The following is a 26,635-nucleotide window of genomic DNA, read 5'->3' as shown; positions in this document are numbered from 1 at the left end:
CGTGCCGCGGCGGAATAACCACCACAACGCACGGTTTCAACAAACATCTTCAATGCCAGCAGCTTGTCCATAGGTGCAATCCGGTCGAAAAGGAACGCAGACGATTGTGCATCACTCGTCTCGCGCCGTCTTGTACGAACGTACCTCACACCTTTCACCGACGCCTGGCGCTCAGGCCTCTGCCTTACGTCCCAGAAACATTAGCAAAGCCAGAGCAGGCAACAATGCCACCGTCACGGCAGACAGGTTCCAGCCGAAATGTTCATACAGTGGGCTCGCCACCAACGAGCCCAAGGCACCACCCACGAAGATGCTGGTCATGTAAACCGCATTCAGGCGCGCGCGACTGTGCGGGTCGATGGCATACACCTCTCGTTGGCCCAGCACCATGTTCAGTTGCACGGCGAAATCCAGCAGCACTGCACACACCACCAGCCAGAGGTAACTGCTGCCAGGCAGCGCCGCGATCAATAGCGAGACGGGTGCCAACAGCAGTGCAGCCAGCGTCCCGCGGCGGCCATGCCCAGCATCGGCCAAGCGCCCGGCAATCGGTGCTGCCAATGCACCGACGGCTCCGACCAGCGCAAAAATCGCAACCTGCGCCTGACTGAACGCGTGGTTACGTACCAGCTCAATGGGCGCGAGGGTCCAGAAGAGGCTGAAGCTGGCGAACAATAAGCCCTGATACAACGAACGTTGCCGCAGAACCGGGTGGCGACGGGCAAGCGCAAACACCGAACCGATCAACGCCGGGTACGTGGCCTGATGAGTCGGCACACGCCGCGGCAGCGCAGTCGCCATAATCACGGCGATGACGGCCATCAGTGCCGCGGCGCTGAAAAACACCCCGCGCCAGCCGAACACTTCCACCAGCAGGCTCGACAGCGGACGTGACAGCAGAATGCCCAGCAACAGCCCGCTCATGATGTTGCCAACAACGCGCCCACGCGTTGCTTCCGGCGCCAGATGCGCCGCCAGCGGCACAAGAATCTGCACCGCCACTGAGGTAAGACCGATCAGCAGGGACAATATGAGGAACATCGACGGCGAATGCGTCAGACCGGCACACAACAGGGTCACGCTCGCGGCGAGGGTAAAACCCACGACAAGGCGTCGGTTTTCCATCAGGTCGGCCAGTGGCACCAGCAACAGCAGGCCCAACGCATAACCAAACTGTGTGAGCGAAACAATCAGACTGGCATTGGCGCTGGACAGGCCGATCTGCGGCGCGATCAGTTCGACAATTGGCTGAGCGTAATAAAGGTTGGCAACGACCGCGCCGCAGCAAAACGCCAGGAACGCGACCATCAGGCCAGAGAGTGAAGCAGATTGTTCGGCCTTGGCCGTTGCCGCCGGGTTACCCGTGAGCATGATGACACCTCGTTGAGTTCGAGAAAGTGGCGTCAAGGCTAAAGGCAGCGGTCGATCCGCAGAATCCACCCCATGAGCAATTGAGTGATGCGCCATATGCAACGCGCACTCGCCTTGCGCTTGGCGCAACAGGCTATTGCGCGATCCGCGGATACTCCAACAGCCACACCTTCCTTACCCTCGGCACTTGGCGCAGAGGTCTCTCCTCCGGCGCCCTTCCCAGGCTGACCGAGGAGCTGTTCATGACCCCCAACTCATCATCACTTGCGACCGCGCGTCTGCGGCACCGGGCATTTTCATGAAGGGCAGTTTCATCAGAGCCAGGCCGTTATGGATCAGCGCCGTGGTCCTGGCTTCGGTAGGCGCCATCGGGGCCGTGATGCTGATGTGGCGTCCGGCGATAGCCCCCATCGAGCGTCCGCGAACCTTCGATTCCGCACAATTGCAACGCGGTGCTCGCGTTGTCGAGGCGGGCGATTGTGCGGTGTGCCATACACGACCCGGGGGCCAATACATGGCGGGGGGCCTGCCGCTAAGAACGCCGTTTGGCACGCTCTACAGCACCAATATCACTGCGGATCCGCAGACCGGAATTGGCCAATGGTCGCTGCCGGCATTCGAGCGGGCGATGCGCGAAGGGATCTCACGCGATGGTCACTTCCTTTACCCGGCCTTTCCATATGTACATTACCGGCGCATGACCACAGACGACATCGCTGACGCCTATGCGTACTTGATGAGCGGCCCTGCCGTGGACTCACCGGCCATGCAAAACAACATGAACTTCCCGATGAACATCCGCCCGCTAGTCTCATTCTGGAATCTGCTGTTCCTGCACGCCAAGCCACTCACGCCAGTAGCACGACAATCTGAAGCCTGGAATCGCGGGCGTTATCTGGTCCAAGGGCCCGGCCACTGCGCAGGGTGTCATTCACCTCTGAACTTACTCGGTGCCCAGAAGAGCGGCGAAAGCCTGGCGGGCGGTTCCGTGGAGGGTTGGCAAGCGCCTTCGCTGCTCGGCATGGCTCGTCGTGCAAACGCATGGAGCACTGAGCAATTGGTGCGCTACCTTCGCGCGGAAATCGTGGAGGGGCATGGCACCGCGGCTGGACCGATGCGTGCGGTCAGTCTTGGCCTGGCACGCATGCCGGTGGCCGATGCAGAGGCGATTGCCGAGTACTTGCTGAGTCTGCCCGGCAGGGCTGTGATCAGGGAAATCCATCCCGATGCTGCCAGCGCCGAGCCCACCGCTCAAGCCAGTGGCGCCCTGCTCTTCGCCAGCGCCTGTGCCGGTTGCCATGGCGCGGCGGCACCGATGCGCGAAATCGACGGGCGTCCGGCGCTGAATCGTACGTCAGCATTACAAGCCTCAAGCGCGCGCAACTTCCTGAAAACCGTACTCGATGGCATCCCGGCCACCCCGGGCGTGCCGGGTCCGGTGATGCCGCCGTTTGCCGCCAGCCTCGACAACGCCCAACTCTCAGCCCTGGCGTCATACCTGCGCCACCAGGCCAGTCCCGACCAACCCTGGACTGACCTTTCTGCCACCCTTGAAGCGATACGCCAGGAGACGAAATGACCCAAGTCACTCTCAATGTCAACGGCTCGCCCCAGACACTGGAGCTGGAACCTGACATGCCGCTGCTCTACGCGCTGCGCAATCACCTGGGGCTCAATGGCGCCAAATACGGGTGCGGCTTGGGCCAATGCGGTGCCTGTACCGTCATTGTCGATGACAAGCCTGTGTTTTCCTGCGTGACACCCTGCGCGGGCCTTGAAGGCAAACAGGTTAGAACGGTTGAAAGCCTCGGCACCGTCGAGCGCCCCGGCCCTTTACAGAAGGCCTTCATCGATAAACAGGCGGCCCAGTGCGGCTACTGCATCGCCGGTATGTTGATGCGCGCCCAGGCATTACTGGAAAGCAATCCGTCCCCGGACGAACAGACCATACGCCAGTACATGGCAGGCAACCTGTGTCGGTGCGGAACCCACCTGCGAATTATCGACGCGATCAGCCTTGTAGCCAGGCAAAACCGGAGTTCGCTATGACGCAGGTTAAAGAGATGGCTCACAGTCGCCGCGCCTTCTTGAAGGGCGGCGCCTTGTTGATGGCATTCACCCTCGCGCCGATGACCCGACGCGCATGGGCAGACACCGAAGTTGATACGCTTGGCACGGTAGTGCGGGCGCCGGACCTGCCCGGCAGCCTGCGCACCAACCCCTATCTCGATGCCTGGATCCGGGTCGGCGCAGATGGCATCACCGTCTACACCGGCAAGGTTGAGTTGGGCACCGGCGTCAAGACAGCCCTATTGCAAATAGCCGCGGAACGCCTGGAAGTCTCCCCGGCGGCGATCAATTTGCTTACCGCCGATACGGCTCTGACACCTAACGAAGGCTACACCGCCGGTAGCCACAGTATTTTCGACAGTGGGACCGCGCTGTACAACGCGGCGGCGCAGGTGCGTGAGTTACTGCTGGAGTCGGCCGGGCGTAGCTGGGAGGTATTGCCGGCACTGCTGAGCACCGAGCAAGGCATCATTCTCGGCCCCACTGGGCAGCGAATGAGCTATGCCGACGCCGTCAAGAATGTCGATCTGCACCTCTACGCCAAGGCCGAATCGCCAGTCATGCCGGCGACGCAATTCAAGCTGATCGGCCATTCGCTGCAAAGGCTGGATATTGCGGCCAAAGTCAGCGGCGGTGCCGCGTTCGTTCAAGACATTCGTCTGCCAGGCATGGTGCATGCGCGAGTCATCCGCCCGCCGCGTCCCGGCAGCAGGCTGGAGGTCTTCGATGCGAAATCGATCAAGATGCTGCCCGGGGTCGTGCAAGTGATTCGTGATGGTAATTATCTGGCCGTGGTGGCGCTTGATGAATGGCAAGCGATCAAGGCCATGCGCAGCGGATACGAATCGGCCTATTGGAGTGGTGGACAGGCAATCCCCGAGTCTGGATCGATCCATACCTTGCTCGAACGGCTCCCCTCACGCCGTTATCCAATCAGTCATGAAGGTACCCCGCAAGACGTGCCCCACCATAGCTACCGCGTGCGCGTAACCAAACAGTATTTGATGCACGGTTCCATCGGCCCGTCATGCGCCGTGGCCTGGCTCAAGGACGGCACCCTCACGGTCTGGACCCACACACAGGGTGTGTACCCCCTGCGCGCCGGGATTGCCGAAATGACAGGACTGCCACCCGAGCGCGTTCGCTGTATCCACACCGAAGGCTCGGGTTGCTATGGTCACAACGGCGCGGACGATGCAGCGGCCGACGCGGCGCTGATTGCCATGCGACTACCGGGCACCCCGGTTCGGGTGCAGTGGATGCGCGAACAGGAAAATCTCTGGGAGCCCTACAGCTCGGCGATGATTACCGAGGTCCAGGCCAACCTTGATGCGCAGGGTCGACTGCAGGACTGGAACTGCGAGCTATGGACCACGCCTCATAACGAACGCATCGTCAATGCCGGACGCTTGCTGCCGGCGCGGCTGCTGGCCCGCCCTTTCATCTCTGCGCCTTCGGTGCCTATCGCACAACCCGAAGGCGACGGCGATCGCAACGCGGTGCCCTTGTACACATTGGGCTCGACGCGCATCGACATGAACTTCGTCACCGAGATGCCATTTCGCACATCGGCCATGCGTTCACTCGGCGCGCACATCAACATTTTCGCAATCGAAGCCTGCATGGACGAGCTGGCCATCAAGGCCGAAGTCGATCCAGTTGCCTTGCGGCTTGCCCATCTGACCGATCCCAGGGCGCGGGCCGTGGTGGAGCGAGTTCGCGACGCCATTGCCTGGCCGCAAAGAAGCAGCGCTCCTGGCGCGGGCATAGGTTTCGCGTTCGCCCGCTACAAAAACATCATGGGGTATTGCGCCATCGCGGTGCGCCTTCAGGTGCACCCTCAGACTGGCGAAGTTCAGATCGATCACGTCGTCACAGCCGTGGACGTTGGGCAGATCGTCAATCCCGACGGCTTGCGCAACCAAGTGCAAGGGGGTGTCGTCCAGTCAACCAGTTGGACGCTGTATGAAAAAGTCGCCTATGACCCCGGAGGCATTCGCAGCTACGACTGGAGTGGTTACCCGATCCTGCGCTTTTCGCAAGTGCCCAAAAAGGTCGACGTCCATCTGCTCGATCAACCGGGACAACCGTTTCTCGGCGCCGCCGAGATTGTCCAGGGACCAATGGCTGCGGCCATTGGCAATGCCATCGCGAATGCCACAGGGCGGCGCTGGTTGAACCTTCCCCTGACTCGCTCGCAGCAGCCGTCATAAACCCACGCTGCATTGCGAATCACGCAATGCAGCGTGGCGAAGTGTGTGGATTATCAGGCGTCATCGCGCCGTTTAACTTAAGTACAGCCAGTGCCTGGCCCAGGTCAGACGCCACCCTGCCTGCACTTTTCGATTATTGGAGAACACCATGACGCCACATCTGTTTCGTCCCATCGCCTTAGGTCCGTACACGCTTGCCCACCGTGTGGCGATGGCACCGCTGACACGCTCTCGCGCCGGGCAACCGGGCGACATTCCGACAGCGATGAATGCCGAGTACTACCGCCAACGTGCAAGCGCCGCCTTGATCATCACCGAAGCGACGCAAATATCCCGACAGGGCCAGGGTTATGCCTGGACGCCGGGCATCTACAGCGATGAACAGGTGCAGGCCTGGGGCGAAGTCAGCGACGCCGTGCATGAGGCGGGCGGTTTGATCTTCATGCAGCTTTGGCATGTGGGCCGCGTATCGCACCCCAGTTTTCAGCCCGACAACGCGCTGCCGGTTGCCCCGAGTGCATTACCCGTACCTGGCAAGACGTTCATTGTCGATACCGATGGTCACGGCGTCTGGGGTGATGTGCCGGTGCCACGAGCGCTGCAAACCTCGGAGCTCGCCGGCATTATCAGCGACTACCGCAAGGCTGCACGCAATGCGATGAACGCCGGAATGGATGGTGTGGAAATTCACGCGGGCAATGGTTATCTGCTGGATCAATTTATCAACAGTAACAGTAACCAGCGCACTGACCGTTACGGCGGCAGCCTGGAAAATCGTGCTCGCCTGTTACTGGAAGTGGTGGCTGCCGTAGTCGATGAGGTCGGTCCAGAACGCGTGGGCGTGCGTCTGACACCCATGGGGCGCTTCATGGGCATGGGTGATGAAACCCCTGAGGCTACATTCGGCCATATCGTGCGTTCGTTGAACCACTGGAACCTGGCCTACCTGCACCTCGTCGAGCCCGCCGTCGTCGGCACTGTAAAAGATGAGAACTTCGATCCGCGCTGGGATGCCATTATCGGTCAGTTGCGTGCAGCCTGGGACGGCGTACTGATGATCGCCGGTGGCTACGATCCAAAGACGGCAGAACAGGCGCTGATCGACGGCCGCGCGGACATCATCGCGTTCGGCAGGCCGTTTCTGGCCAATCCTGATCTGCCACGGCGAATTCGCGAAGGGTTGTCACTCAATACGCCGGATCCGAGCACATTCTTTGGTGGCGACCAGCGTGGATATGTGGATTATCCGCTTCATTCCTGAGCTGTGACCGTTGTAATAGACCAAGCCAAAAGTCGGCCGCCACTGTGGCGGCTGACTTAATCTACGCCCGCCGCCAGCCTCCCACATCGCCCCGCCTCCTTAGCGCTACACTCACGTCATTGACGTACCACGCCACCGTTAGCAGGGAGCTCAACGTGCACCCAGGCAAAAGCAGACCCACGCCACCTATACAACACCAAACAAACACTCCACCCATCGTCCCAAGCGCCGCAATCCTGCCTTGTCTTGGCAACTCACCGATCTGCCCGATCAAGAGCCTTGACGGGAGGACCGCGTGACCACTCTCATTAAAAAATATAAATGGCCCGCCTTATTGGCTGTCGCGCTTGCTGTGTTTTCGGCCTTGATATTCTTTTTAGTCAAGTCCTACACCTACGACGCCTCCACCTATTTCGAGTCCCGGGATTTCATCCGCCAACTCAAACAATCCGACGCCAACTGGAACGTCAAAATCCTGCGAAAAAAGATCGGCATCAATAACAACCTGTCGCTGACCCCGCCACCTGAAGCGGCCAGTCGATGGGCGCAGTTGGAGCAGCTCAACAATTCTGGCCCTTTGGCGGCCCTTTGGGCATCCAGGCGCCAGGGCTATGTGGAGGCGGTGAAGAACAAAAGCCTGCTGGTGGAGCAGTTCCAGCAACACAACACCCGCTTACGCACCGCTCTGGATGCGCTGCCACTTGCCGAGGACGACATCCAGACACGGCTCAGGGAGATGGATGCCGACACTCCGATAAACCGCTTAGAGATTGCCTCCAGTGTCCTTGACCTGACTCTGACAACGCTTGAGTACGCCCTTTATGTCACCTCGGACAAGGCCGAAGAAGTAAGGAGCCAGCTCAATGCGCTGGAGCAATACATCGCCCAACTGCCCCCTTCCTACCAGCCGTCCTTTAGCACGCTGACACAACATGTCGAATCCATTATCCAGGAACAACCGATCGTCAATGACCTCATTGACCGCATCAGTGTGATCCCGGTCGCCCAAGAGCTCGACAGTATTAACGAGCTGTTGAACGAAACCCAACGCAGGACCGCCGAGACCGAACGCCAATATCACATCTATCTGGCTGTATGCGCCGGCCTCATGGCCATTTTGATGATCTACCTTGCTGCGCGGTTGGTTCGCAGTTCCGCGCTCATCACTCAGATTAACCAGGAACTGCAATTCTCCAATGAACGGCTGGAAGAACGGGTGGAAGATCGCACTCGCGAGTTGATGCAGGCCGAACGTGAGCTGGTGGAGGCGGCGCGAATGGCGGGAATGGCCGAGATCGCGACCAACGTGTTGCATAACGTGGGGAACGTTCTCAACAGCGTGAATATTTCGGCGGACCTGGTGACCCGCAAGTTGAAAAACAGCAAGACGCTCGGTCTGGGCAAAGCGGTAAAAATGATGAATGAGCATGCCGAGGATTTGGGCCGTTTCATTACCCTGGATGAAAAAGGCAAATTGTTGCCTCGTTATTTCAATGAGCTGGTCGAGTCCATCAATGCCGAACAGGGACTGCTCATTGACGAGCTGGCACAACTGACCAAGAGCATTGACCACATCAAGGAAATCGTCGCCACCCAACAAACCTACGCTGGCGCCGCGAGATTGATCGAGCCGCTCAATGTCAGGGATCTGTTCGAAGATGCGTTACGCATGAACGCAGGCGCGCTGAGCCGGCACCATGTCACGGTCATCAAGGATTTTCAGGACATCCCCACCATCCTGGGAGACAAGCACAGGTTGCTGTTGATCCTGATCAACCTGATCAGCAACGCCAAGTTCGCAATGTCGAATGTTTCCGGGCATCCGCGGGAAATCACGCTGGGGATCCAGATCGTCGCTGAGAGTACGTTACGCCTCAGCGTCAAGGATCGAGGCGAGGGTATTGCGCCGCAGAACCAGGCTCGAATCTTTAACCACGGGTTCACGACCCGCAAGGACGGCCATGGATTTGGCTTGCACAGCTGTGCTCTGGCCGCGGTTGAAATGAATGGTCGTCTCTACGCCCAGAGCGATGGGCCTGGTCAAGGGGCCTTGTTCACTCTGGAGATCCCGCTGGAACTGGCCAATACCTGAACCACTGGGGCGAGTTGGCTGCGTGCGCAGCATCCTCCGGGGGTTGCGCGCGTGCAGCCAACTCTGACCTGCGAACACGACCTTCTAGCGCTGCTATTTAGTGTTAGCAGATCGCTCGCTTCGGTTTCTGCGTACCGGCAACGCCGCCGCGTAAGCCAGCGCTTCCTCACGGGAAGCAAAGGAGCCAAGCCGGTCCACTTGGGTGCAGACCCGCCATGGGCCGCTGTTCACACTGAGTACGTCATAACCGTTGATGTGCACTTTCGTTAGCATCGCAGCACTCATAGTTACCTCCTGCTAGATAAACCTAAGGTACGCCCCTTACCTTACACTCAGTTGGCACCAGGGCATCAACCGGGCGTCGCAATTTCCCGGGAGCGGCATACTCGTCAGGGTGAGCCCGAACCCCACAACCTGTTCCACAACCCAGGCAGTTGCACCGGCTCGGTGCCGTCTTTGACGGTGCGAGCCAGCGCTGCTCGCTCAAGCGCCTGACGGTCGTCATAAAATGGCTTGGTGTCGGTCTTCACCCCAGTCGCCTGGGCAGCGTCGATCAGAATCTGCAGGTACTCCCGGGCGTGTCGCGCGGTGTAGCGATTGAGATCATGAAAGGTCACCACCACCGGAATGACCCCATCAACGGCAGGTATCTGCCCGACGGCGATACGTTCACGCACTTCGCTGAGCTGACGTATGAGGTTGATTCGCCGTCTCGGACTCGCCGTGATGCCCCAGACTTTGCCGTCGTTGGCACTCAGATCAGTGAGCAACATGTGCAGGCCATGGCGTCGGTAGGCCCCGAAGGTGCGGGTGTCGAAGCTCCAGAACGGCGGCCTCACCAGCCTGGGAGCCGCCCCCGTGATGGCGGCAATGTCGGCGCTCCCATTGAGCAGCGACTGTTCCAGTTCATCTGGGCTGAGGAACCGGTGGTTGCTGTGCCCGGAGGTCGCGGTATGAAAGCCCAGCACATGCCCTTCCTGCTGTTCACGACGCATCACCGAACGCCCGATATCACTGCCACCGGCCCGCGACGCTCGAGTCTGCACAAAAAATACCGCCTTGATCCCCGGCTGCACCGGGTTTTGCGCCAAGGCATCGAGCACGCCCATGCTCGGGTTCCAGAAAGATGATGCGCTGGGCCCGTCATCGAACGTCAGCAGAAAGCGGATCGGCGGTTGCGTGCGAAGGCGCTGTTCGGTCTGCGCAGTCAGCTCGATAGGAGCGCCAATGCATCCCAGCAAAGCGCTGGCAAGGGCTACGAGAGACAACACCCTGGCGAAGATTTTCATTGTGTGCCTTTTATGGTGATCGCACTGACTCGCCTTCGATCCATGGCCCTTGGTGCTCAAGCCCAGCTTGGAGAAGGTTAACCGGGTTTGGTTCCCGGCCGCGAGCCTCGCCGCGCCCCCGATTTTGACCGTCTGGAGATCCGATGGAATTTTCCGCCCGCCTCTGCATCCATCCGTATAGAACTAATTAGGGAGGATTTATGGGCGGGCCATCGCTTTACATCATCGACTACATGCTCCATGGCGAGCCCAAGTCATTCATCATTCGTGCAGAAGTGATGAACAATTCCGAAGCCTGGCATTGGGCCAGTTGCGACGCGGGTGTCGGGCGCATCCCCAAATTCGGGAGGGAAAAGGTCAAGCGGGTGTCAAAACCACTGGCAGAAAAATACGGTATTACCGACGTGCGCTGGCGAGCCAGTGTCGCGCCGGCCTGGGTAAAAGAGTCAGGCTGAGTCCGCAACCCCTCTTTGGCGCACCGGCCGTCCGGCCGTGCGCCGTTTTCTTCGCCAGACCCGAAATAACTCAACTACGCTTAATTATCGGTACAACCCGCTGCTGGCGGGTTTTGTGCTGCCCTATACACACTCAATGGAGGTGCGACATGTCTGAAAAAGAGTCCATCACCACCGTGCTCACCTTGCTGGAATCGCGTCAGGCGCGATTGGCGGCAGCCTGCAAAGAAATCGCTGACTGGGTCGACCATCAGGGCGGGCACCCTACCGCCGTGCGCATCCGGGATCGTCTCAATGACATCGAAAAAGACGCCCCCTCTATCCAGAGCGCGCTGACGTCCCTCAAGCCCGCCGAGCGACCATTGCCCAAGTTCCGCTAACGCATTGCGCTGCACAGATTCTTCCCCACGCTCTACCGGTTGGAAAACCGATGGAACGCGGGCGTTCTTTGCGCCTCGATATGGATATGTATCGGAGCAAAGCCGCTAGAGGGAGAACACCATGTACGCCAGAATCCTGCTGTTGATCGCCTGTGCCTGCCCCGCCGTCGCCATGGCGCAAGGCTGCGATGTAATCACTCGGTCCCAGAGCCAGGCTATACCGAAGATCGAAACCCATAGTTGTTACGAATACAAAGGCGTGCCAGCCGAGGCGATTGGCTGGTCGTGCAGCAACGAAAGCAAAGGTGCACTGAGCACTGAAAAGAACCAGGTCGAACGTTGCGCCCAAGGCTATGTAGCGACGTGCCAGGCCCGGCTGACTCAGGAATCCCTGGCCAATCCGCACTCAACCAGCAAGGACCGTGGCGGCGAGTCAGCCAACATCCCTGACGATGCGCAAGTCACCCGGTACTACTACAACACCGAGCAACTGGCGCAAGCACAGAAAGATTGCGAAACCACCGGTGGGCGCTGGAAAAACCAATGAAGGGTCCCTAACCTTTGCTGTGCTCTGGCGACGACGGGCCTTCCTTCACACCGCGAGGGCCGGCAACGCCCCAGATGACCAGGCCCACCACAGGCAAGATGATCAACACCAGCGCCCATCCCGCCTTGGTCCCGACAGTCTTGTCACTGCGAAAGACACTGATGATCGCCCACAGATCCACAAGCAGCAAAAGCACCACAACGCCGATCCAGAAATAGCTGGCTAGTTCAGACATGGTCCAATCCTCTTAAGGTCTATGGTTTAGGCACACCCCCTGACGGTCCGTTCAAAGAATCTGCCATCGCGTCCCCCCGCCCGAACTTGCGTCTATCCACGCTCATTCAGATAGGCGACCCACCGTTCATAAGCGTCATGCTGGCGTTGGACGGCCTGCTCCCAAATCACCCCGCTCGTTTGATGTGCGTCGACGAGCGCCATCATTTCTGAGGTGGCCGCGTCCAGTTCCACGAGAAGCTCGTGGGATTTGATTTTGAAGTCTTCAACCGTGGTCATGTCTTCTCACTTCCCCTCTACCCGAGGTTGGCTATCCACCCAACATGGATACGTTTTTTCCAAGCTGATTCAGTCGAGGCGATGATCGGTTTAATGCCCAGTCCTGACAGATAGCGAGTGCAGGCTTGAAATGAAGTTCAGTCTTTCGCCGATTGCCGCGGTCATACAGAGAGGCCCCGGTAAAAACTGTAGTGGACAGTCCGTATGACATCGGGCTCAAATATTGCAGTTATATTTCAATTTAATGACAGTCACGGATTGAGCAAGGCCATGAAAATTCGAGCGACCGTCATCTGCGAGGAAGATCGCCACATCTTGCTCGTGCGCAAGGCCAACAGCCGCTGGACATTGCCTGGTGGAACCGTTGAGCGCGGCGAAACCCATGCTGGGGCGGCACTACGCGAGTTGGCAGAAGAGACCGGGCTGGACGCGCACAACCTGCTTTATCTGATGCGCATCAGCGACGGTGAAACCGAACACCACGTGTTCGAAGCCGCGGTCACCGATTCAAAGACCGCCCGGCCACAGAATGAAATCAGCGACTGCCTCTGGCATCCGCTGGACGCTATCGCGCAACTGCAAATGAAAAAGGGCACCCGGGAGATTCTCGAGGCATTTCGGCGCAGGTTGTGAGCGCAGCTTGGATAAGGTGGTTTCACGGAGCAGAAACAAACAAGGGTTTGCTTCAGCTTTCGCTCGCAAACCCTTGATTTTAGATGGTGCCCGAAGCCGGAATCGAACCGGCACGCCCTTACGAGCGGGGGATTTTAAGTCCCATGCGTCTACCAGTTTCGCCATTCGGGCGGTAGCGCGGTCAACCTTATGGACATCAGCGTGGAGCAGATATGCCAGTCGAGGCTGGTGCAGCAAGAGGGGGGAATATATACATCCCTTCCCGGCGAAGCAAGGTTGCTGCTGTCCTTTTCAAGACAAAACCTGTCGCTGCTCCGAAAAATAAAAAAGCTCCGTAAATCATGGATCTACGGAGCTGTTTTAAAGTGGAGGCCGAAGTCGGAATCGAATCGGCGTAGGTGGATTTGCAATCCATCCACAATGCTCTGTATTTCAATAGCTTAGCATCGGAACCGTTCCGCAAGCCACAGATTTTTGACAGGCTACAACCCGTACGGAACGTGGCTCGCGTTTTCGGTTGCGGAACGCTTTCAAGCACTCAACACCCTATCAGCGGTTCATCTCCTCTTGCATACGCTTGGCACGCCGCCAGCTTGATCAGCCCCGGTCGCCGTCGACGGCGATTCCAATAATTCGTTGAGCATGGTTGCGGATAGTCCAGGCCACGGCGATCTGGCCAGCGAAACTCTCGCCACGAGCCTCTCCGTACAGCGTGCGCGCGAGGATGTCGCGATCCCTTACGGTTGCGGTCATAAACTTTTCTCCAGACGTAAAAAGCCCGCAGCTAGGCGGGCATAGTGTCACCCCGTATGATGCGCGGGGCTCGCCACAATCAATGAAATGGAAACTGACTTTGTCTCGTATCACTCCTGACCAATCGCAGCAGCTGGACTCGATCCGCGCTCTGTCTGCACTGGTGGTGCTGCTCGGCCACACAAACCAAACGATTCTGTTGCCGACCCTAAAGGCAGGCTCGGTTTTCGTTGGATTCTTTACTCAACTGTCTGTGATGGTGTTCTTCGTACTCAGTGGTTTTCTCATAGGAAAGTCGGTCTGCAACAACATCGCAAAAAATCATGGCTTCAGTATCGGACAGTACGCAAGAGACAGGGCGCTTAGGCTTTATCCACCTCTGGTTGTAGCAATCCTCCTGATCGCTCTGCTGGCTGCCCTCGCCCCGTCAGTTTTCCCATCTGGAAGTCAGCAACTGTTGTCGATACCTGGCGCGAAATTCGTGAGAACAGAGTTCACAGCGATCGCGAAACAGTTGTTCGGTGCATTGGTGTTCCTGAACGAGTTCAAAACTACAACACCAACCGCAAACGGCCCTCTATGGAGTCTGTCGATCGAAGCTTGGTATTACGTCGTCGCTGCCGCTTTATTTTTGTGGCCTTCACGGAAGGCAGCGGCTATCGCTCTTTTGGTAGTCACCGTCATTGTCACCCACAAGAACCAGCTATTTTATATGCTGGCTCCGATATGGTTCTCTGGGTTCGCCTTGGCGCTCATGCACCAGCGAACGCCACAAATGAATAACAAGTTATTCGGTTGGTTGTTTGTATTACTTACTGCCGCCGTCGCGCTGGCCGTCGCGCTAGTGCTGTTCGCAGGGCCGCTTGGCAATGGCATATGGCTGGATCGAATGAATCATTTCCGGTTGATTTCTGGCTTGTGGTTCGCTTCCTTCATGGCACTTATTATGGGTGGCGGCGCCAGATTCCCCGCACTATTCCACAAGCAAGCCGGATATTCCTACACTCTTTACGTGATTCACTTCCCCATAATGCTGTTCATTCTCGGCGCTACTCAGCAATATATTTATGGATCAGTGACAAGGTCAATAATAGTCGGCGCACTAACCATTGCACTTTCAATTGCGGCCGCAAAACTAATTGCCCACTATGCCGAGAACAAACAGCTTATCCGTTCACTTGCCCTGAACACCAAAAGACTGGTTACCTCAAAATGATCGACTTAAAAAGCATCACTTTCACCTTAACGATGATGCTTCCTGCTATTGCATCGGCAAATGATTACACCATTGAGACAACAAAATCAGGCGTTGAGTACGGATATCACCAGGGCACACCGAACGGACCTCTTCTAATTGTTGTTACAACCGACATAAAAGAATCGATGACCAACACTTACAGCCCTATTGGAGAAATATTATCTTCCAGGGGCTACAGCGTAGCGGCTATTGATGTCCCATGCCACGGCAAGGATATAAATAAAAAAGAAGGAAGCGGCCTAGAGTGCTGGCGAGTGAGAGCCGACGAAAACAGCGACAACATTTTCGACGGCTATATCGATAATTTAAAGTCTGTGCTTAGCGATGTAGCGGACAAACATAAAGCTCGTCTGGAAGGAATCACCGTCCTCGGCGTATCTCGTGGCGGTTACATCGCGATGAAGGCATCCGCCGAAATACCGAGCATCACTTCAGTTATCGCCATGGCCCCGGTCACCGATGTATTCCGCTTGCGGGAGTTCGAGAACTCGAAAGCCAATAAAACGGTGTACACGCTGGCGTCTTATTATCAGGCTCTTTCAAAGAAACACGTATTTATCCAGATCAACAATAATGACGACAGGGTCGGAACTACGGAAACCTTATCGTTGATTGCGGGAGTAACGAAGGCAGGAAACCCAGACGCTGTGGATCTGACGGCAATACTGACGCCAAAGAAAGGGCACTCGACTAGCGAGCATGAAATGGCCGCTGCATGGGCCCTGGCTCAGCAGCAGAAGCTTGCTAAGACAGACGATCAAATGTCTGCCCCTAAGTAGCTACAACGCGTTCCGGCGGCAGCCAGCCCTTCTGTGTGAAGTCTCATCGGTAAGTCATGCTTTCCCGAGCCGACTCGACTTCCACCCCCTTCGTAAGGATGCAGCGATTCAGGTAGAAACGCTCCCCATGGCCCCTGAATAGGAGCCATGGTCATTCTCAAGGAATTTCAGTTGATCGTTCAGCAGTGAGATCTCCCTCACTTGCCACCCCACAGGGTGCGCGCGAGGATGTCGCGATCCCTCTCGGTAACGGCCATAAACTTTTCTCCAAACGAAAAAAGCACGGTTTGCGGGCTAAGACAATTAGAACTATTAAAGGAACCGGGCGATCACACGTCGCGCTCCCAGGTTGGAAAGATGGGAAGTTACATTGAACAACCCACCTTCACCATCGATTACAGTACAAACTGCATCATTGCAAAACACTTCTGTGGGCTTCACTTTAATTATTGATCCAGCCGCTTTTATGTGCCTATCTATATCAGCCTCAACCCTCTAAATCAAAGACATATTTACTTTTTCATCGTATCGATTCAACAAGCCACCAGCGTAGAGTGCATCTCGGTATAATTTATTTTTTACATTCGTCATAATGCTTGGCGTTGGATAGATCAGCACAACCTTGTGACCAAGCCTCAGAAGCTCTTCAACAGACCTAGCGAAAGATGCATATACTTTTTCGCTATCGACCTTCGTATAGCCCTGGCGAACCGAAGCAAGCGGATCATCAATTCCTTTCTTTGCTTTATAGAACTGAGTAAAGCTACCGGAGACAACGAACGTTCTCCGGCCAGACATACTCCTTATTGCCTCCCAGCGCTGCTTATTTATGAGGATACATTCTGGAGCATCTCCCACCCAAATATCCTCATCAAAAAACGGACACTGCTCATATGACATAGTAACGAGACCATGTCCTAATTCCTCGAGTTTCCGCTTCAACTCCGACTCATACATACCAGCAAAACTATCTCCAACAGTTACCCAGCTTTCATCACCAAATTTACAAGCGGAACTGGGGACACGGTGGATGCAGACAAAGGTGTTCTCCCCTAACACCGAAACACCGGGCACATCCGTTGTAAGCTTGCGAAACTCAGGAACCCGGTAATCGGAATACACTTGCAGCGCTACGCCCTCAAGTCTTTTAGGTAAGCCCTGGGTGGTTTGTACTAGCGTAAAAAACCCAATACCGGTAATCATAAATGATACGAGTACGAAATACTTTTTTCGGTCACCACTCCGCCTAAACGGACTTTCGACAAACCTGAAAGTCAAGAATGACAGGGGGAGCAGAATCAACATTAGAATACCAAACGCGGCCCACGTAAACTCCTCAAACCTCAATCGATAAAAAGCGAAGAATGGTTGATGCCACAGATAAAGGGAATAAGAGATCATCCCCAAAAAAGCGAATGGTGGTAGAGACAACAGCTTCGTCAAATGAGCATTTTGTCGCCCGTACATCACAAATAGGCAGCAGCCGGCAACAGGCAACAAAGTAATATATCCCGGATGTACTTGTTGATCATCAAAGATAAACATCGGAACAATCATCAAAGACAGCCCGACCAGCGGCAATACGTATCCAATAGTATTCGATACCGGCTTTCTGCTGCCAAGCAAGCAAACGAGAGCACCAGCTAAAAGCTCCCAGCACCTACTGAAAGGCAGGTAGAAGGACCTCTGTAGGTTTCCATCAGACAAATTAATGCAATACAACAACGACAGTGCTGCCGCCAGAAGCACTCCCTCAACTCTGTAGCGCGGGAGGAGCTTGGATAACAGCAAAATGAAAAAAGGGAACACTAGATAGAACTGCCACTCAACACCCAAGCTCCAAGTATGAATGAGCGGTTTCAACTTATTCACATCAGAAACATACGAATCCTCAGACATGAAGTGGAAGTTTGAGTATGAGCCAATTGCCGATACAAGCTCATTGGAATAAACTTCCAACTCTGCCGGCATCAAAAAGAAATAAGCATAGCACGACGCCACCATCAACATCACAAGCAACATTGGGTAGATGCGATTAAATCTACTAACGAAAAACCTTTGAACACTAAAGCTCTGCGTCGCCGTTAGCATCCCCGTTATCAAATAACCAGAAAGAACAAAGAACACATCCACACCAAAGTAACCGCCGGGTAAAACCCTAATCCCCTCAATCATAAGCTCGGCATGATAAAAGATCACCGCCACAACCGCCAAAGCCCGAATGCCGTCCAGCTCTTTCCTATATTGCATTTAATGCCTGGTCCTTTTGCTCAACCGTCGAACAGCTTGTCAGCCTGAAAATCCAGACACTTTACATGTGGCACTACTGAATTGCCATGACACGGGAAGATACCTGTTACCGTAACTGGCAAGCGCAAAGAGATCCCGCTGGGCAATGACCTGGACGATGCCATGCCAAGGCTGAAAAAGGGCACCCAGGATGACTATCGGAAGGGGTTGAAACAGCTGTGGAAGTCGTTCGAGCTGGCTCCAGTGGACGCGATGACGCCACAGGTGATCGCTCAATATCGTGACACCAGGTCGGCCAAGGTTAGGGCAAGCCGGGAAATAGCCCTACTGCCAACGATCTTCACCCACGCCAGGGAATGGGGCCTGACTGGCAAGGCCAACCCGTGCTCTCGGTTGCGGCGGAACAAGGATTTTTCTTGATTGGATCGCATGTATACTTAATAAAGAGATGCGACTGTCGAGCAGAACTATTACCTTCGCTGTCTCGGCACAACCCATATTCCATCTAATATTTATATCGACGATGGTTTCTTTTGGCGTTGGCTATGCGCAAGGATCTTATAGAGTGACAAGCATGTACAAAGCAGAAGCACAAATCCAAGTTGCAGTTGAGAGCTTCATATTGAAAGAGAATCGCCTCCCGAACACGATAGAGGAAGTCGAAAAAAAGTCACCTTATATCTCTCGATCACTCGACATAATCAAACGCTCAGAGATACGCATTGAAAGTGCCAAGGACTCCAAGGATAAATATCAAATAATCTTCCCCGGGCAAGATGAAAAAATAGATACGAGCGATGACCAGTCCGTGACAGCCCGGTTCGATCTTAGCGATTTCTATGATCAAGTTAGAAGCGATAGAAAGGCGAGGTAGTTTCCCAGCCCAAAAGCAGGAAAAGACTCTAAGGCCACTCGATTGGTAGATCGTTGCGGAACACTTTAAGAAATATGCGGAACACATAGGATTGAAACAGGCACAAAAAACCCCGTAACTCATTGAGCTACGGGGTTTTTGATAGTGGAGGCCGAAGTCGGAATCGAACCGGCGTAGGTGGATTTGCAATCCACTGCATAACCATTTTGCTATTCGGCCTCAATACGTTTGATGCAAGAAAGCTACATCAACCGCGTACAAACCTGATCAGGAAACAAGACGCTTACGAAGCTCTATCTCCTTGAAAACATTGAGATTTTTTACGTCCCAGTGCGTTCGATGGGCGCAATTATGTACTCATTTGCCTAGGCTGACAACCCCTTGATTTCAAAAAAAATTCGTCCAAAGGCCAGCTTCCGCCCGACAACCACATAGGTGTGCGAAGGCTTCTGGGCCTGCGTCGCAACCCAGCGGAGCCAGCTCCCTCGTCACGGAGAACTTCAGCCCCCCTGGAGGCAGTCGCAGCCCTGCCCCATTTATGGGTAACATACCGGCCTTCCCCGCAGCCACCTGCGCCCTGCCAAATAAGCCCATTTCATGCCTTTCGAACTCAGCGTTGACCTTACCACCCTCGCTATCCTGATCGTCGTCGCCTTCATTGCCGGTTTCATCGATGCCATTGCCGGCGGAGGTGGCCTGTTGACCACCCCGGCCCTGCTGACCGCCGGCTTGCCTCCCCATCTGGTCCTGGGCACCAACAAACTCAGCTCGACCTTTGGTTCGGCCACGGCCAGTTTCACGTTCTACAAGCGCAAGCTGTTCCATCCAAGGCAGTGGACCCATGCCCTCGTCGGCACGCTGGTCGGTGCCTTGGCCGGCGCCATCGTCGCCCATTACCTGCCCGCCGAGTGGCTGAACAAGATGCTGCCGGTGATCGTCTTCGCCTGCGGCCTGTACCTGTTGTTCGGTGGCACGCCCAAGGCGCCGCTGGACAGCGATGCGCCGATCAAGAAGACCTGGCAAGCGCCCCAGGGTTTCAGCCTGGGCTTCTACGACGGCGTGGCCGGTCCTGGGACGGGTGCATTCTGGACTGTCAGCAGCCTGCTGCTCTATCCCATCGATCTGGTCAAGGCCAGTGGTGTGGCCCGCAGCATGAATTTCGTCAGCAACATCGCGGCGCTGTCGGTGTTCATTTTTTCGGGGCAAGTGGATTGGATCATCGGCCTGAGCATGGGGCTGTCGGTGATGGTAGGGGCATTCTTCGGCGCGCGCACCGCCATCAGCGGCGGCGCGAAATTCATCCGACCTGTATTTATCACCGTGGTACTGGGCTTGACCGTGCGTCTAGCCTGGCAGCACTGGTTCAGCGTGGCCTAAGCGCCGCGCCACATAGAGGTCGATCAGGTAGCGGGCGATGGAACGCGAGGCCGGCAGCGGCGGCAGGTTGTGCACGTTGAACCACTGGGCATCTTCGATTTCATCTTCCTGCCTGATGATGTCGCCACCGGCATATTCGGCATGGAAACCGAGCATCATCGAATGGGGAAACGGCCAGCATTGACTGCCGACATACTGAATGTTCTTCACCTCGATGCTGACTTCTTCGCGCACCTCACGAACCAGGCAATCCTCGGCGGACTCACCTGGCTCGGCGAACCCGGCCAGCGTGCTGTAGACCCCCGTGACGAAGCGAGGCGAACGAGCCAGCAGGACTTCATCGCCACGGGTGATCAGCACGATCATGCTTGGTGAGATTCGCGGGTAATGCCGCAAATCACAGGCATCGCAATACATCGCCCGTTCCCGGGCAATCTGGCCCATGCGTTTGCCACAGCTGCCACAGAAACGGCACTCCCGAGCCCAGGTGCCGATCTGCGCGGCATAGCCCAGGACCTTGTACAGCGTGTGGTCATCCTCGAGCATGAAGGCCCGCAGCCCCTTCCAACTGCAGCCGGGGATGTCCTGTGCGCTGTGCAGTTCCAGCAGATAGACCGGCTCGCCATCCAGGTGGCCAATGCCATGCTCGGCGAGGATCGACAGGTCCTGGCGCTTGAGCCAGTCGCGGGGAAACAGCGCGCCGTTGTCATCGAACAGAAAGCCTTCCGGGCTGCGGGCCACGGCCCAGCCCCCCGGGAGATCGGTATCGAGTACTGCGGTGGTCCAGCGTGAAATCATGATCAATCAATCCAGAAATTCAGGTTTCTGTTTGCTCATATGGGCGGCCATGGCCACGCGCAGGTCGGTCGATTGCAGCATGGCGGCGTTCCAGGTGGCGACGTATTCCAGCCCGTCGTCGATGCGGTGGTCGCGCATGTAGCTGATCATTTCCTTGGTACCGGTCACGGCGATCGGCGACTTGGCGGCGATTTCCCGAGCGATGCCCATGACACCGTCAAGCAGGCTGGCGGTATCACTGTAGACACGATTGACCAGGCCGATGCTGCGCGCTTCGTCGGCACCAAAGGTGCGCCCCGTATAAGCGAGTTCACGCAGCATGCCGTCCCCGATGATCCGGGGCAAGCGTTGCAATGTGCCAACATCGGCCGCCATGCCGATATCGATTTCCTTGATGGAGAACTGTGCATCTTCGGCGGCATAACGCATGTCGCAGGCTGAAATCAGGTCGATGGCGCCGCCCAGGCAATAACCCTGGATAACGGCAAGCACCGGTTTGCGACAGTTGTCCACGGCGTTGAACGAGGCTTGCAGTTGCAGGATCTTGCGGCGCAACAGGCGTGCGTTGCGGCCCACGTCCTTGCCCAGCTCATTGGCGACGGCGGCCAGCATCATCAGGTCGATGCCCGAGGAGAAGTGTTTGCCGGCCCCGCTCAATACCACCACGCGCGCTTCGTCGGTGTCGTCGATCCATTGGAAGATTTCGACGATCTCGCTCCAGAACGCGGCGTTCATTGCATTGATCTTGTCCGGTCGATTGATCTGCACATGGGCGATATTGTCTGCAAGTTCGACGGTGAACGCTTGGTATTGCGACATGGCGGTGATCCTTTACCGGCTGAAAAAGAGGCCTGAACTATAACAAGTCAACGCACCGGGTCGTAGACAGTGCATCGGCCAAAAGCGGGACCTGGCGACCGGTCAGGTAAAGATGTCTCTGTGGCGAGGGGATTTATCCCCGTTGGGGCGCGAAGCGGCCCCTGCATCCCGACAGAGGTATCTGGGGTCTGCTGCGCAGCCCAGCGGGGATAAATCCCTCGCCACAGGGATCACCTTCAATCACGGATTATTCACTCACCTGCATCTGCCCATCCCACCCACCACCCAACGCGGCGATCAGTTGCACACTCGCGATCAACCGGCTCTGCTGCAAGGTCAGCACACTGCGTTCATTACTCAGCGCGGTGGCCTGGACCGTGACGACATCGAGGTAGGCGATCAGCCCTGCCCTGTACTGGTTCTGGGTCAGGCGCAAGGATTCGCGGGCGGCATCCAGGGCCTCCTGGCGCACGCGAGCTTCGTCTTCCAGGACTTTGAGCTGGATCATGTAATTTTCCACTTCGCGAAAACCGTCGAGCACCGTCTGGCGATAGGTGGCGACCGTCTGGTCGTAGGCCGCAACGGTGCGGTCGACTTCCGCCGAACGCTGGCCGCCATCGAACAGCGTCATCGCCAGCTGCGGTCCCACCGACCAGAAGCGATTCGGCACACTCACCCAGTTGTCGTAGGTACTGCTGCTGTAACCGCCGCTCAAGCTCAGGGTCAGGTCCGGGTAATAGGCGGCCTTGGCCACGCCGATGTTGGCGTTGGCGGCCATCACCGAACGCTCCGCCGAGGCAATGTCCGGCCGGCGCTCAAGCAACTGCGAGGGCAGCGCCACGGGGATTTGCGGAAGGGTCGGGATGTCCTGGGTTTCTGCCAGGCTGAATTCGGCCGGCGGCAGGCCGATCAGCACGGCGATGGCGTTTTCAAATTGAGCGCGTTGCCAGATCAGGTCGATCAACTCGGCCTGGGTAGTCTTGAGCTGAGTCTGCGCCTGAGCCACCGCGTCCCTGCCGGATACGCCCGCGCGGTATTGGTTTTCGGTCATCTTCAGCGAACGCTGATAGTTGTCCACGGTGGTCTGCAACAAGCGCTTCTGCTCGTCGATCACCCGCAATTGCAGGTAGTTTTGCACCAGTTCCGATTGCTGGCTCAGGCGCATGGCGGCCAGATCGGCGAAGCTGGCTTCGGCGCTGGCTTCATTGGCTTGCAGAGTGCGACGCAACTTGCCCCAGACGTCCGCCTCCCAACTGACACCGGCCTGGGCGCTGTAGGTGTCGCGGATGCCACTGGCCGAACTGCTCAGGCTCGAATTACTGCTGCCGGTGCCCTGGCTGGAGCGGTTCTTGCCGACGGTCAGTTCAACGGAGGGGAAGAACGCGCCCCGGGCACTGCGAACCAAGGCCTGGGCCTGACGGTACTGGGCTTCGGCCTGGGCCACGGTCTGGTTGGAGGTGTTGAGTTTCTCCACCAGGCCATTGAGCCGGGCATCGCCGTACAACTCCCACCAGGCACCCCGAGCCAAGGCGTCGCTAGGATTGGCCTGGCGCCAACCCTCAGCCTCCTTGTACTGCACGGGCGCCGCGGCCACCGGGCGCTGGTAATCCGGGCCGATGGCGCAGGCGCTGAGCATCGCCACGCACAGCGTCAGGCTCAGCAGCCGCGAGCCACGGGCGGTCGCCAGCGGTGCGACAAGATTGAAAAGCGAACGGTCGGTCATAGCGGAGTTTCCAGGGCAGCATCAGTGCGCACGCCGCGCCAGCGGTTGAAGCGATGGCGCAGTTTGTCGAGATAAAGGTAAACCACAGGCGTGGTATAGAGGGTCAGGATCTGGCTGAACACCAGTCCGCCGATGATGGTCAGGCCCAGCGGCTGGCGCATCTCAGAGCCTTCGGCACCGCCAAGCAATAGCGGCAAGGCACCGAGAATCGCCGCCAGCGTAGTCATCAGAATCGGCCGCAAGCGCAGCAGGCAGGCGTTGCGGATCGAGTCCTGCGGCGACTGCCCGCCGCGCTCCAGTTGCAACGCCAGGTCGATCATCAGGATCGCGTTTTTCTTCACCACGCCAATCAGCAGGAACAACCCCAACAACGAGATCAGGCTGAACTCGCCGCCCAACAAATAAATCGACAGCAGTGCGCCGACACCGGCCGACGGTAAGGTGGACAGGATGGTCAGCGGATGAATGTAGCTCTCGTACAACACACCCAGCACCAGGTACACCGCCAGCAATGCCCCCAGGATCATGAACGGCTGGCTTTTCTGGGTTGCCGCGAACGCATCGGCGGTACCGGCCATTTTTGCGATGATGTCTTCGGGCATCCCGAGCCTGGCAATTGCCCGCTCGATGGCGGCCGTGCCCTGCTCCACCGTCACACCCTCGGCCAAATCGAACGATATGTCCTCGGAGGCGAACTGACCCTCATGGCTGACCCGATCATCCTCCAGGCTGCTCTCATAATGCGCGATGGTCGACAGGGGCACCCGCGCGCCGTCAGCGGTAATGACCTGGACCTGATCGAGGGTGCTCGGGTCCTGGGCGTACTTGGGGTTGACCTCCATCACCACCTGATACTGGTTGAGGCTGTCATAGATGGTGGATATCTGCCGCTGGCTGTAGGCGTTGTTCAACACCGAGGTGACCATATCCATGTCGATGCCCAGGCGCTTGGCCTGGTCACGGTCCACCACCAGCGTGATCTGCTGGGCGCCGCCGCCGTCGCGAGCGTCGATAGCGGTCAGCTCCGGCAAGGCCCTGAAGGCCGCCGCGACTTTGGGGTACCACTGGCGTAGCGACGCCAGGTCACCGCTCTGCAGGATGTAGGAATACTGCGAGGTGGTCTGCTCACGTCCACCACCAAACTGCAGATCCTGGTCGGCCATCAGCATCAAGCGGCCACCCGGCACCAGGGGCATCTCCTTGCGCAAGCGCTCGATGACTTTCTGCGCGGAGATACCACGCTCGTTGATCGGTTTGAGGCGTACCAGCATGAAGGCATTGTTGGTGCCGTTGTTGCCGCCGATGAACCCCGCCACGCTTTCTACGGCTTCATCCTTCAGCACGGCGCGACGAAAGATTTCCATCTTCGGCTGCATGACGTTGAACGAGAGTCCGTCGTCGCCGCGCACGAAACCGATCAACTGGCCGGTGTCCTGCTGAGGCATGAAGGTTTTCGGCACCACCACGTAGAGTGCGATGTTCACCCCTATGGTCACCAGCAGGCTCAGCAAGGTCAGGCGCCGATGGCGCAGCACCCAGTCCAGGCTGCGCGCGTAACCACGGACCATCCGCTCGTTGAGGCGCCGGCTCCAGCGCTGCAAGCGATTCTCCTGCCCCGGCACGTGGGGCTTGAGCCAGCGAGCGCAGAGCATCGGCGTGAGGGTCAGCGACACCACCAGCGAGACCACGATGGCCGCCGCCAGGGTGATGGAGAACTCGCGAAACAGACTCTCGATAATCCCGCCCATGAACAGGATCGAGAGAAACACCGCCACCAGTGAGACGTTCATCGACAGCAGCGTAAAGCCCACCTCTTCGGCGCCCAGGTAGGCCGCCTTCATGGGCGGTACGCCTTCGTCGATGTGCCGGGAAATGTTCTCCAGCACTACGATGGCGTCGTCCACCACCAGGCCGGTGGCGAGGATCAACGCCATCAACGACAGGTTGTTCAGGGAGAAGCCGTAGAGGTACATCACCGCAAACGTGCCTACCAGGGACACCGGCACCGCCAGGGTCGGGATCAGTGAGGCGCGAAAATTGCCCAGGAACAGGAACACCACCAGCACCACCAGGGCCACGGCAATCAGCAGGGTCATTTCCGCCTCGTGCAGCGTGGCCTTGATCACCGGTGAGCGGTCCATGGCCAGGTTCAGCTTGACGCTGGCCGGCAGCACGGCCTGCAACGCCGGCAGCTGGTTCTTGATCTCATTGACCGTCTCGATGATGTTGGCGCCAGCCTGACGGTTGATCACCAGCAGCACGGCTGCGTCATCGTTGAAGAAACCGCTGTTGTAGCGGTCTTCGACGCCGTCGGTGACTTTTGCTACGTCCTTGAGGCGCAGCACCGAGCCGTCCTGGTAACGGATGATCAGCGTTTCGTAGTCCTTGGCCTTCTCTAACTGATCGTTGGCCTGGATTTGCCACATGCGCTGTGCGTCCTCGACCGAACCCTTGGGCCGGCGCACGTTGCTGTCGGCAATGGCGCTGCGCACATCATCCAGGGCTACGCCGTACTGGTTGAGCAGTTGCGGCTCCAGTTCGATGCGCACCGCCGGCAAGGAACTGCCACCAATCTGTACCTCGCCCACGCCCGACACTTGGGACAGGCTCTGGGAAAGGATGGTTGAAGCCAAATCGTAGAGCTGGCCCTTCTCCAGCACATCCGAGGTCAGCGACAGCACCATGATCGGCGCCTGGGACGGGTTGACCTTCTTGTACGTGGGCATGCTGCGCATGCCGCTGGGCAACAGGTTGCGCGAGGCATTGATGGCCGCCTGCACTTCCCGCGCCGCGCCGTTGATGTCGCGGTCCAGGTCAAATTGCAGGATCACCCGGGTAGAGCCCTGGCTGGACCGGCTGCTCATGGTATTGACCCCGGCGATGGCGCCAAAGGAACGCTCAAGCGGCGTTGCTACCGTCGACGCCATCACCTCGGGGCTGGCCCCCGGCAAGTTGGCCTGGACCACGATCACCGGAAAATCCATCTGCGGCAACGGTGCAACCGGCAGCAAGCCAAAGCTCACGCCACCGAGCAGCATGATTGCAAAGCTCAGGAGCATGGTCGCTACGGGGCGGCGGATGAAAGGGCCGGAGAGGTTCATGGGTGACCGCTCCAGGCTTCAGACGATATGCCGTGAGGGATGGTCGGGCTCTTGTGGCGAGGGGATATATCCCAGCCCT

Annotated in this window: 22 protein-coding genes, 2 tRNA genes and 2 pseudogenes; 14 read left to right on the top strand and 12 right to left on the bottom strand. The window is 57.5% G+C overall.

Annotated features, from left to right (window positions below; all coding sequences use genetic code 11):
* Nucleotides 1-171: 171 nt before the first annotated feature.
* Nucleotides 172-1,371 carry an MFS transporter gene (locus tag GSM73_RS11805; protein ID WP_160892612.1) on the bottom strand — a complete coding sequence of 400 codons (1,200 nt, stop codon included), beginning with the start codon at nucleotides 1,369-1,371 and terminating at the stop codon, nucleotides 172-174.
* A 298-nt stretch (nucleotides 1,372-1,669) separates the two neighbouring features.
* On the opposite strand from GSM73_RS11805, the gene GSM73_RS11800 reads away from it, so the two are divergent.
* From GSM73_RS11800 to GSM73_RS11780, 5 genes are all read left to right on the top strand, one after another.
* Entirely contained in the window at nucleotides 1,670-2,950 is a 1,281-nt protein-coding gene (locus tag GSM73_RS11800) for a cytochrome c (RefSeq protein WP_160892610.1), read from the top strand.
* Nucleotides 2,947-3,420: a (2Fe-2S)-binding protein gene (locus tag GSM73_RS11795; protein ID WP_160892608.1), complete on the top strand. Its 474-nt coding sequence runs from the start codon at nucleotides 2,947-2,949 to the stop codon at nucleotides 3,418-3,420. The genes GSM73_RS11800 and GSM73_RS11795 overlap by 4 nt, the downstream gene beginning before the upstream one ends.
* The gene (locus GSM73_RS11790; RefSeq protein WP_160892606.1) at nucleotides 3,417-5,654 is read left to right on the top strand and encodes a molybdopterin cofactor-binding domain-containing protein; all 2,238 of its coding nucleotides are present in this window, start codon (nucleotides 3,417-3,419) and stop codon (nucleotides 5,652-5,654) included. The genes GSM73_RS11795 and GSM73_RS11790 overlap by 4 nt, the downstream gene beginning before the upstream one ends.
* Nucleotides 5,655-5,802: 148 nt before the next feature.
* The gene (locus GSM73_RS11785) at nucleotides 5,803-6,915 is read left to right on the top strand and encodes an alkene reductase (protein WP_160892604.1); all 1,113 of its coding nucleotides are present in this window, start codon (nucleotides 5,803-5,805) and stop codon (nucleotides 6,913-6,915) included.
* 295 nt (nucleotides 6,916-7,210) lie between these two features.
* On the top strand, nucleotides 7,211-9,007 hold the full coding sequence (locus tag GSM73_RS11780) for a HAMP domain-containing sensor histidine kinase (protein WP_160892602.1): 1,797 nt from the start codon (nucleotides 7,211-7,213) through the stop codon (nucleotides 9,005-9,007).
* 389 nt (nucleotides 9,008-9,396) lie between these two features.
* On the opposite strand, the gene GSM73_RS11775 is transcribed toward GSM73_RS11780, so the two are convergent.
* Nucleotides 9,397-10,296, bottom strand: a complete 900-nt coding sequence (locus GSM73_RS11775) for a polysaccharide deacetylase family protein (protein ID WP_160892600.1) — start codon at nucleotides 10,294-10,296, stop codon at nucleotides 9,397-9,399.
* Nucleotides 10,297-10,496: 200 nt separating this feature from the next.
* Here GSM73_RS11775 and GSM73_RS11770 point away from each other — a divergent pair, with 200 nt between their 5' ends.
* The 3 genes from GSM73_RS11770 to GSM73_RS11760 all read left to right on the top strand — a co-directional run bounded on the left by GSM73_RS11770 (nucleotide 10,497) and on the right by GSM73_RS11760 (nucleotide 11,678).
* Complete coding sequence (locus GSM73_RS11770; protein ID WP_047226592.1) at nucleotides 10,497-10,751, top strand: DUF6555 family protein; 255 nt, start codon at nucleotides 10,497-10,499, stop codon at nucleotides 10,749-10,751.
* 149 nt (nucleotides 10,752-10,900) lie between these two features.
* A complete protein-coding gene (locus GSM73_RS11765) occupies nucleotides 10,901-11,131 on the top strand; it encodes a hypothetical protein (protein WP_047226593.1) in 231 nt (76 codons plus the stop codon).
* A 121-nt stretch (nucleotides 11,132-11,252) separates the two neighbouring features.
* Nucleotides 11,253-11,678, top strand: coding sequence for a hypothetical protein (locus tag GSM73_RS11760; RefSeq protein ID WP_047226594.1), 426 nt, complete (start codon nucleotides 11,253-11,255; stop codon nucleotides 11,676-11,678).
* A gap of 7 nt (nucleotides 11,679-11,685) precedes the next feature.
* Here the strand turns inward: GSM73_RS11760 and GSM73_RS11755 are convergent, their stop codons facing one another.
* Together GSM73_RS11755 and GSM73_RS11750 are read right to left on the bottom strand one after the other, a co-directional pair.
* Nucleotides 11,686-11,913, bottom strand: coding sequence for a PLD nuclease N-terminal domain-containing protein (locus tag GSM73_RS11755; RefSeq protein WP_047226595.1), 228 nt, complete (start codon nucleotides 11,911-11,913; stop codon nucleotides 11,686-11,688).
* A 92-nt stretch (nucleotides 11,914-12,005) separates the two neighbouring features.
* Nucleotides 12,006-12,191 (bottom strand): hypothetical protein, encoded by a 186-nt coding sequence (locus GSM73_RS11750; protein ID WP_047226596.1) that lies wholly within the window; start codon nucleotides 12,189-12,191, stop codon nucleotides 12,006-12,008.
* Nucleotides 12,192-12,461: 270 nt separating this feature from the next.
* Between GSM73_RS11750 and GSM73_RS11745 the strand changes: the two genes are divergently transcribed.
* On the top strand, nucleotides 12,462-12,824 hold the full coding sequence (locus tag GSM73_RS11745; RefSeq protein WP_047226597.1) for an NUDIX hydrolase: 363 nt from the start codon (nucleotides 12,462-12,464) through the stop codon (nucleotides 12,822-12,824).
* Nucleotides 12,825-12,908: 84 nt separating this feature from the next.
* Here the strand turns inward: GSM73_RS11745 and GSM73_RS11740 are convergent.
* A tRNA-Leu gene (locus GSM73_RS11740) sits at nucleotides 12,909-12,995 on the bottom strand.
* Between the two features lie 474 nt (nucleotides 12,996-13,469).
* Nucleotides 13,470-13,577 (bottom strand): annotated as a pseudogene (locus GSM73_RS11735) (cell wall hydrolase); the annotation flags it as partial.
* 100 nt (nucleotides 13,578-13,677) lie between these two features.
* Between GSM73_RS11735 and GSM73_RS11730 the strand changes: the two are divergent.
* Both GSM73_RS11730 and GSM73_RS11725 read left to right on the top strand, forming a co-directional pair.
* Nucleotides 13,678-14,793 carry an acyltransferase gene (locus tag GSM73_RS11730; protein WP_076385058.1) on the top strand — a complete coding sequence of 372 codons (1,116 nt, stop codon included), beginning with the start codon at nucleotides 13,678-13,680 and terminating at the stop codon, nucleotides 14,791-14,793.
* Nucleotides 14,790-15,614, top strand: a complete 825-nt coding sequence (locus GSM73_RS11725; protein ID WP_160892598.1) for a S9 family peptidase — start codon at nucleotides 14,790-14,792, stop codon at nucleotides 15,612-15,614. The genes GSM73_RS11730 and GSM73_RS11725 overlap by 4 nt, the downstream gene beginning before the upstream one ends.
* Before the next feature lie 312 nt (nucleotides 15,615-15,926).
* Here GSM73_RS11725 and GSM73_RS11720 read toward each other — a convergent pair.
* Nucleotides 15,927-17,864 (bottom strand): annotated as a pseudogene (locus tag GSM73_RS11720) (acyltransferase family protein).
* A 162-nt stretch (nucleotides 17,865-18,026) separates the two neighbouring features.
* Between GSM73_RS11720 and GSM73_RS11715 the strand changes: the two are divergent.
* Both GSM73_RS11715 and GSM73_RS11710 read left to right on the top strand, forming a co-directional pair.
* On the top strand, nucleotides 18,027-18,284 hold the full coding sequence (locus GSM73_RS11715; protein ID WP_076385064.1) for a hypothetical protein: 258 nt from the start codon (nucleotides 18,027-18,029) through the stop codon (nucleotides 18,282-18,284).
* Nucleotides 18,285-18,438: 154 nt separating this feature from the next.
* On the top strand, nucleotides 18,439-18,738 hold the full coding sequence (locus GSM73_RS11710; RefSeq protein WP_076385066.1) for a hypothetical protein: 300 nt from the start codon (nucleotides 18,439-18,441) through the stop codon (nucleotides 18,736-18,738).
* Nucleotides 18,739-18,883: 145 nt separating this feature from the next.
* On the opposite strand, the gene GSM73_RS11705 is transcribed toward GSM73_RS11710, so the two are convergent.
* Nucleotides 18,884-18,957, bottom strand: a tRNA-Cys gene (locus tag GSM73_RS11705).
* A 378-nt stretch (nucleotides 18,958-19,335) separates the two neighbouring features.
* On the opposite strand from GSM73_RS11705, the gene GSM73_RS11700 reads away from it, so the two are divergent.
* Nucleotides 19,336-20,115, top strand: a complete 780-nt coding sequence (locus GSM73_RS11700; protein WP_047226598.1) for a TSUP family transporter — start codon at nucleotides 19,336-19,338, stop codon at nucleotides 20,113-20,115.
* Here GSM73_RS11700 and nudC read toward each other — a convergent pair.
* The 4 genes from nudC to GSM73_RS11680 form a co-directional block, all read right to left on the bottom strand.
* Nucleotides 20,083-20,913 (bottom strand): NAD(+) diphosphatase, encoded by an 831-nt coding sequence (nudC, locus tag GSM73_RS11695; protein ID WP_160892594.1) that lies wholly within the window; start codon nucleotides 20,911-20,913, stop codon nucleotides 20,083-20,085. The two genes, GSM73_RS11700 and nudC, sit on opposite strands and share 33 nt — an antisense overlap.
* A 6-nt stretch (nucleotides 20,914-20,919) precedes the next feature.
* A complete protein-coding gene (locus GSM73_RS11690) occupies nucleotides 20,920-21,732 on the bottom strand; it encodes a crotonase/enoyl-CoA hydratase family protein (RefSeq protein WP_160892592.1) in 813 nt (270 codons plus the stop codon).
* A 247-nt stretch (nucleotides 21,733-21,979) separates the two neighbouring features.
* Complete coding sequence (locus GSM73_RS11685) at nucleotides 21,980-23,455, bottom strand: efflux transporter outer membrane subunit (RefSeq protein WP_160892590.1); 1,476 nt, start codon at nucleotides 23,453-23,455, stop codon at nucleotides 21,980-21,982.
* Nucleotides 23,452-26,556: an efflux RND transporter permease subunit gene (locus tag GSM73_RS11680; RefSeq protein WP_047226602.1), complete on the bottom strand. Its 3,105-nt coding sequence runs from the start codon at nucleotides 26,554-26,556 to the stop codon at nucleotides 23,452-23,454. Before GSM73_RS11680 ends, GSM73_RS11685 begins: the two co-directional genes overlap by 4 nt.
* Between the last annotated feature and the right edge of the window lie 79 nt (nucleotides 26,557-26,635).

The organism is Pseudomonas sp. PICF6, assembly GCF_009831705.1.
GTDB classification, from domain to species: domain Bacteria; phylum Pseudomonadota; class Gammaproteobacteria; order Pseudomonadales; family Pseudomonadaceae; genus Aquipseudomonas; species Aquipseudomonas rhizophila.
Note: the sequence above shows the minus strand (reverse complement) of the source record. Positions and strands in the feature narration are given on the sequence as shown.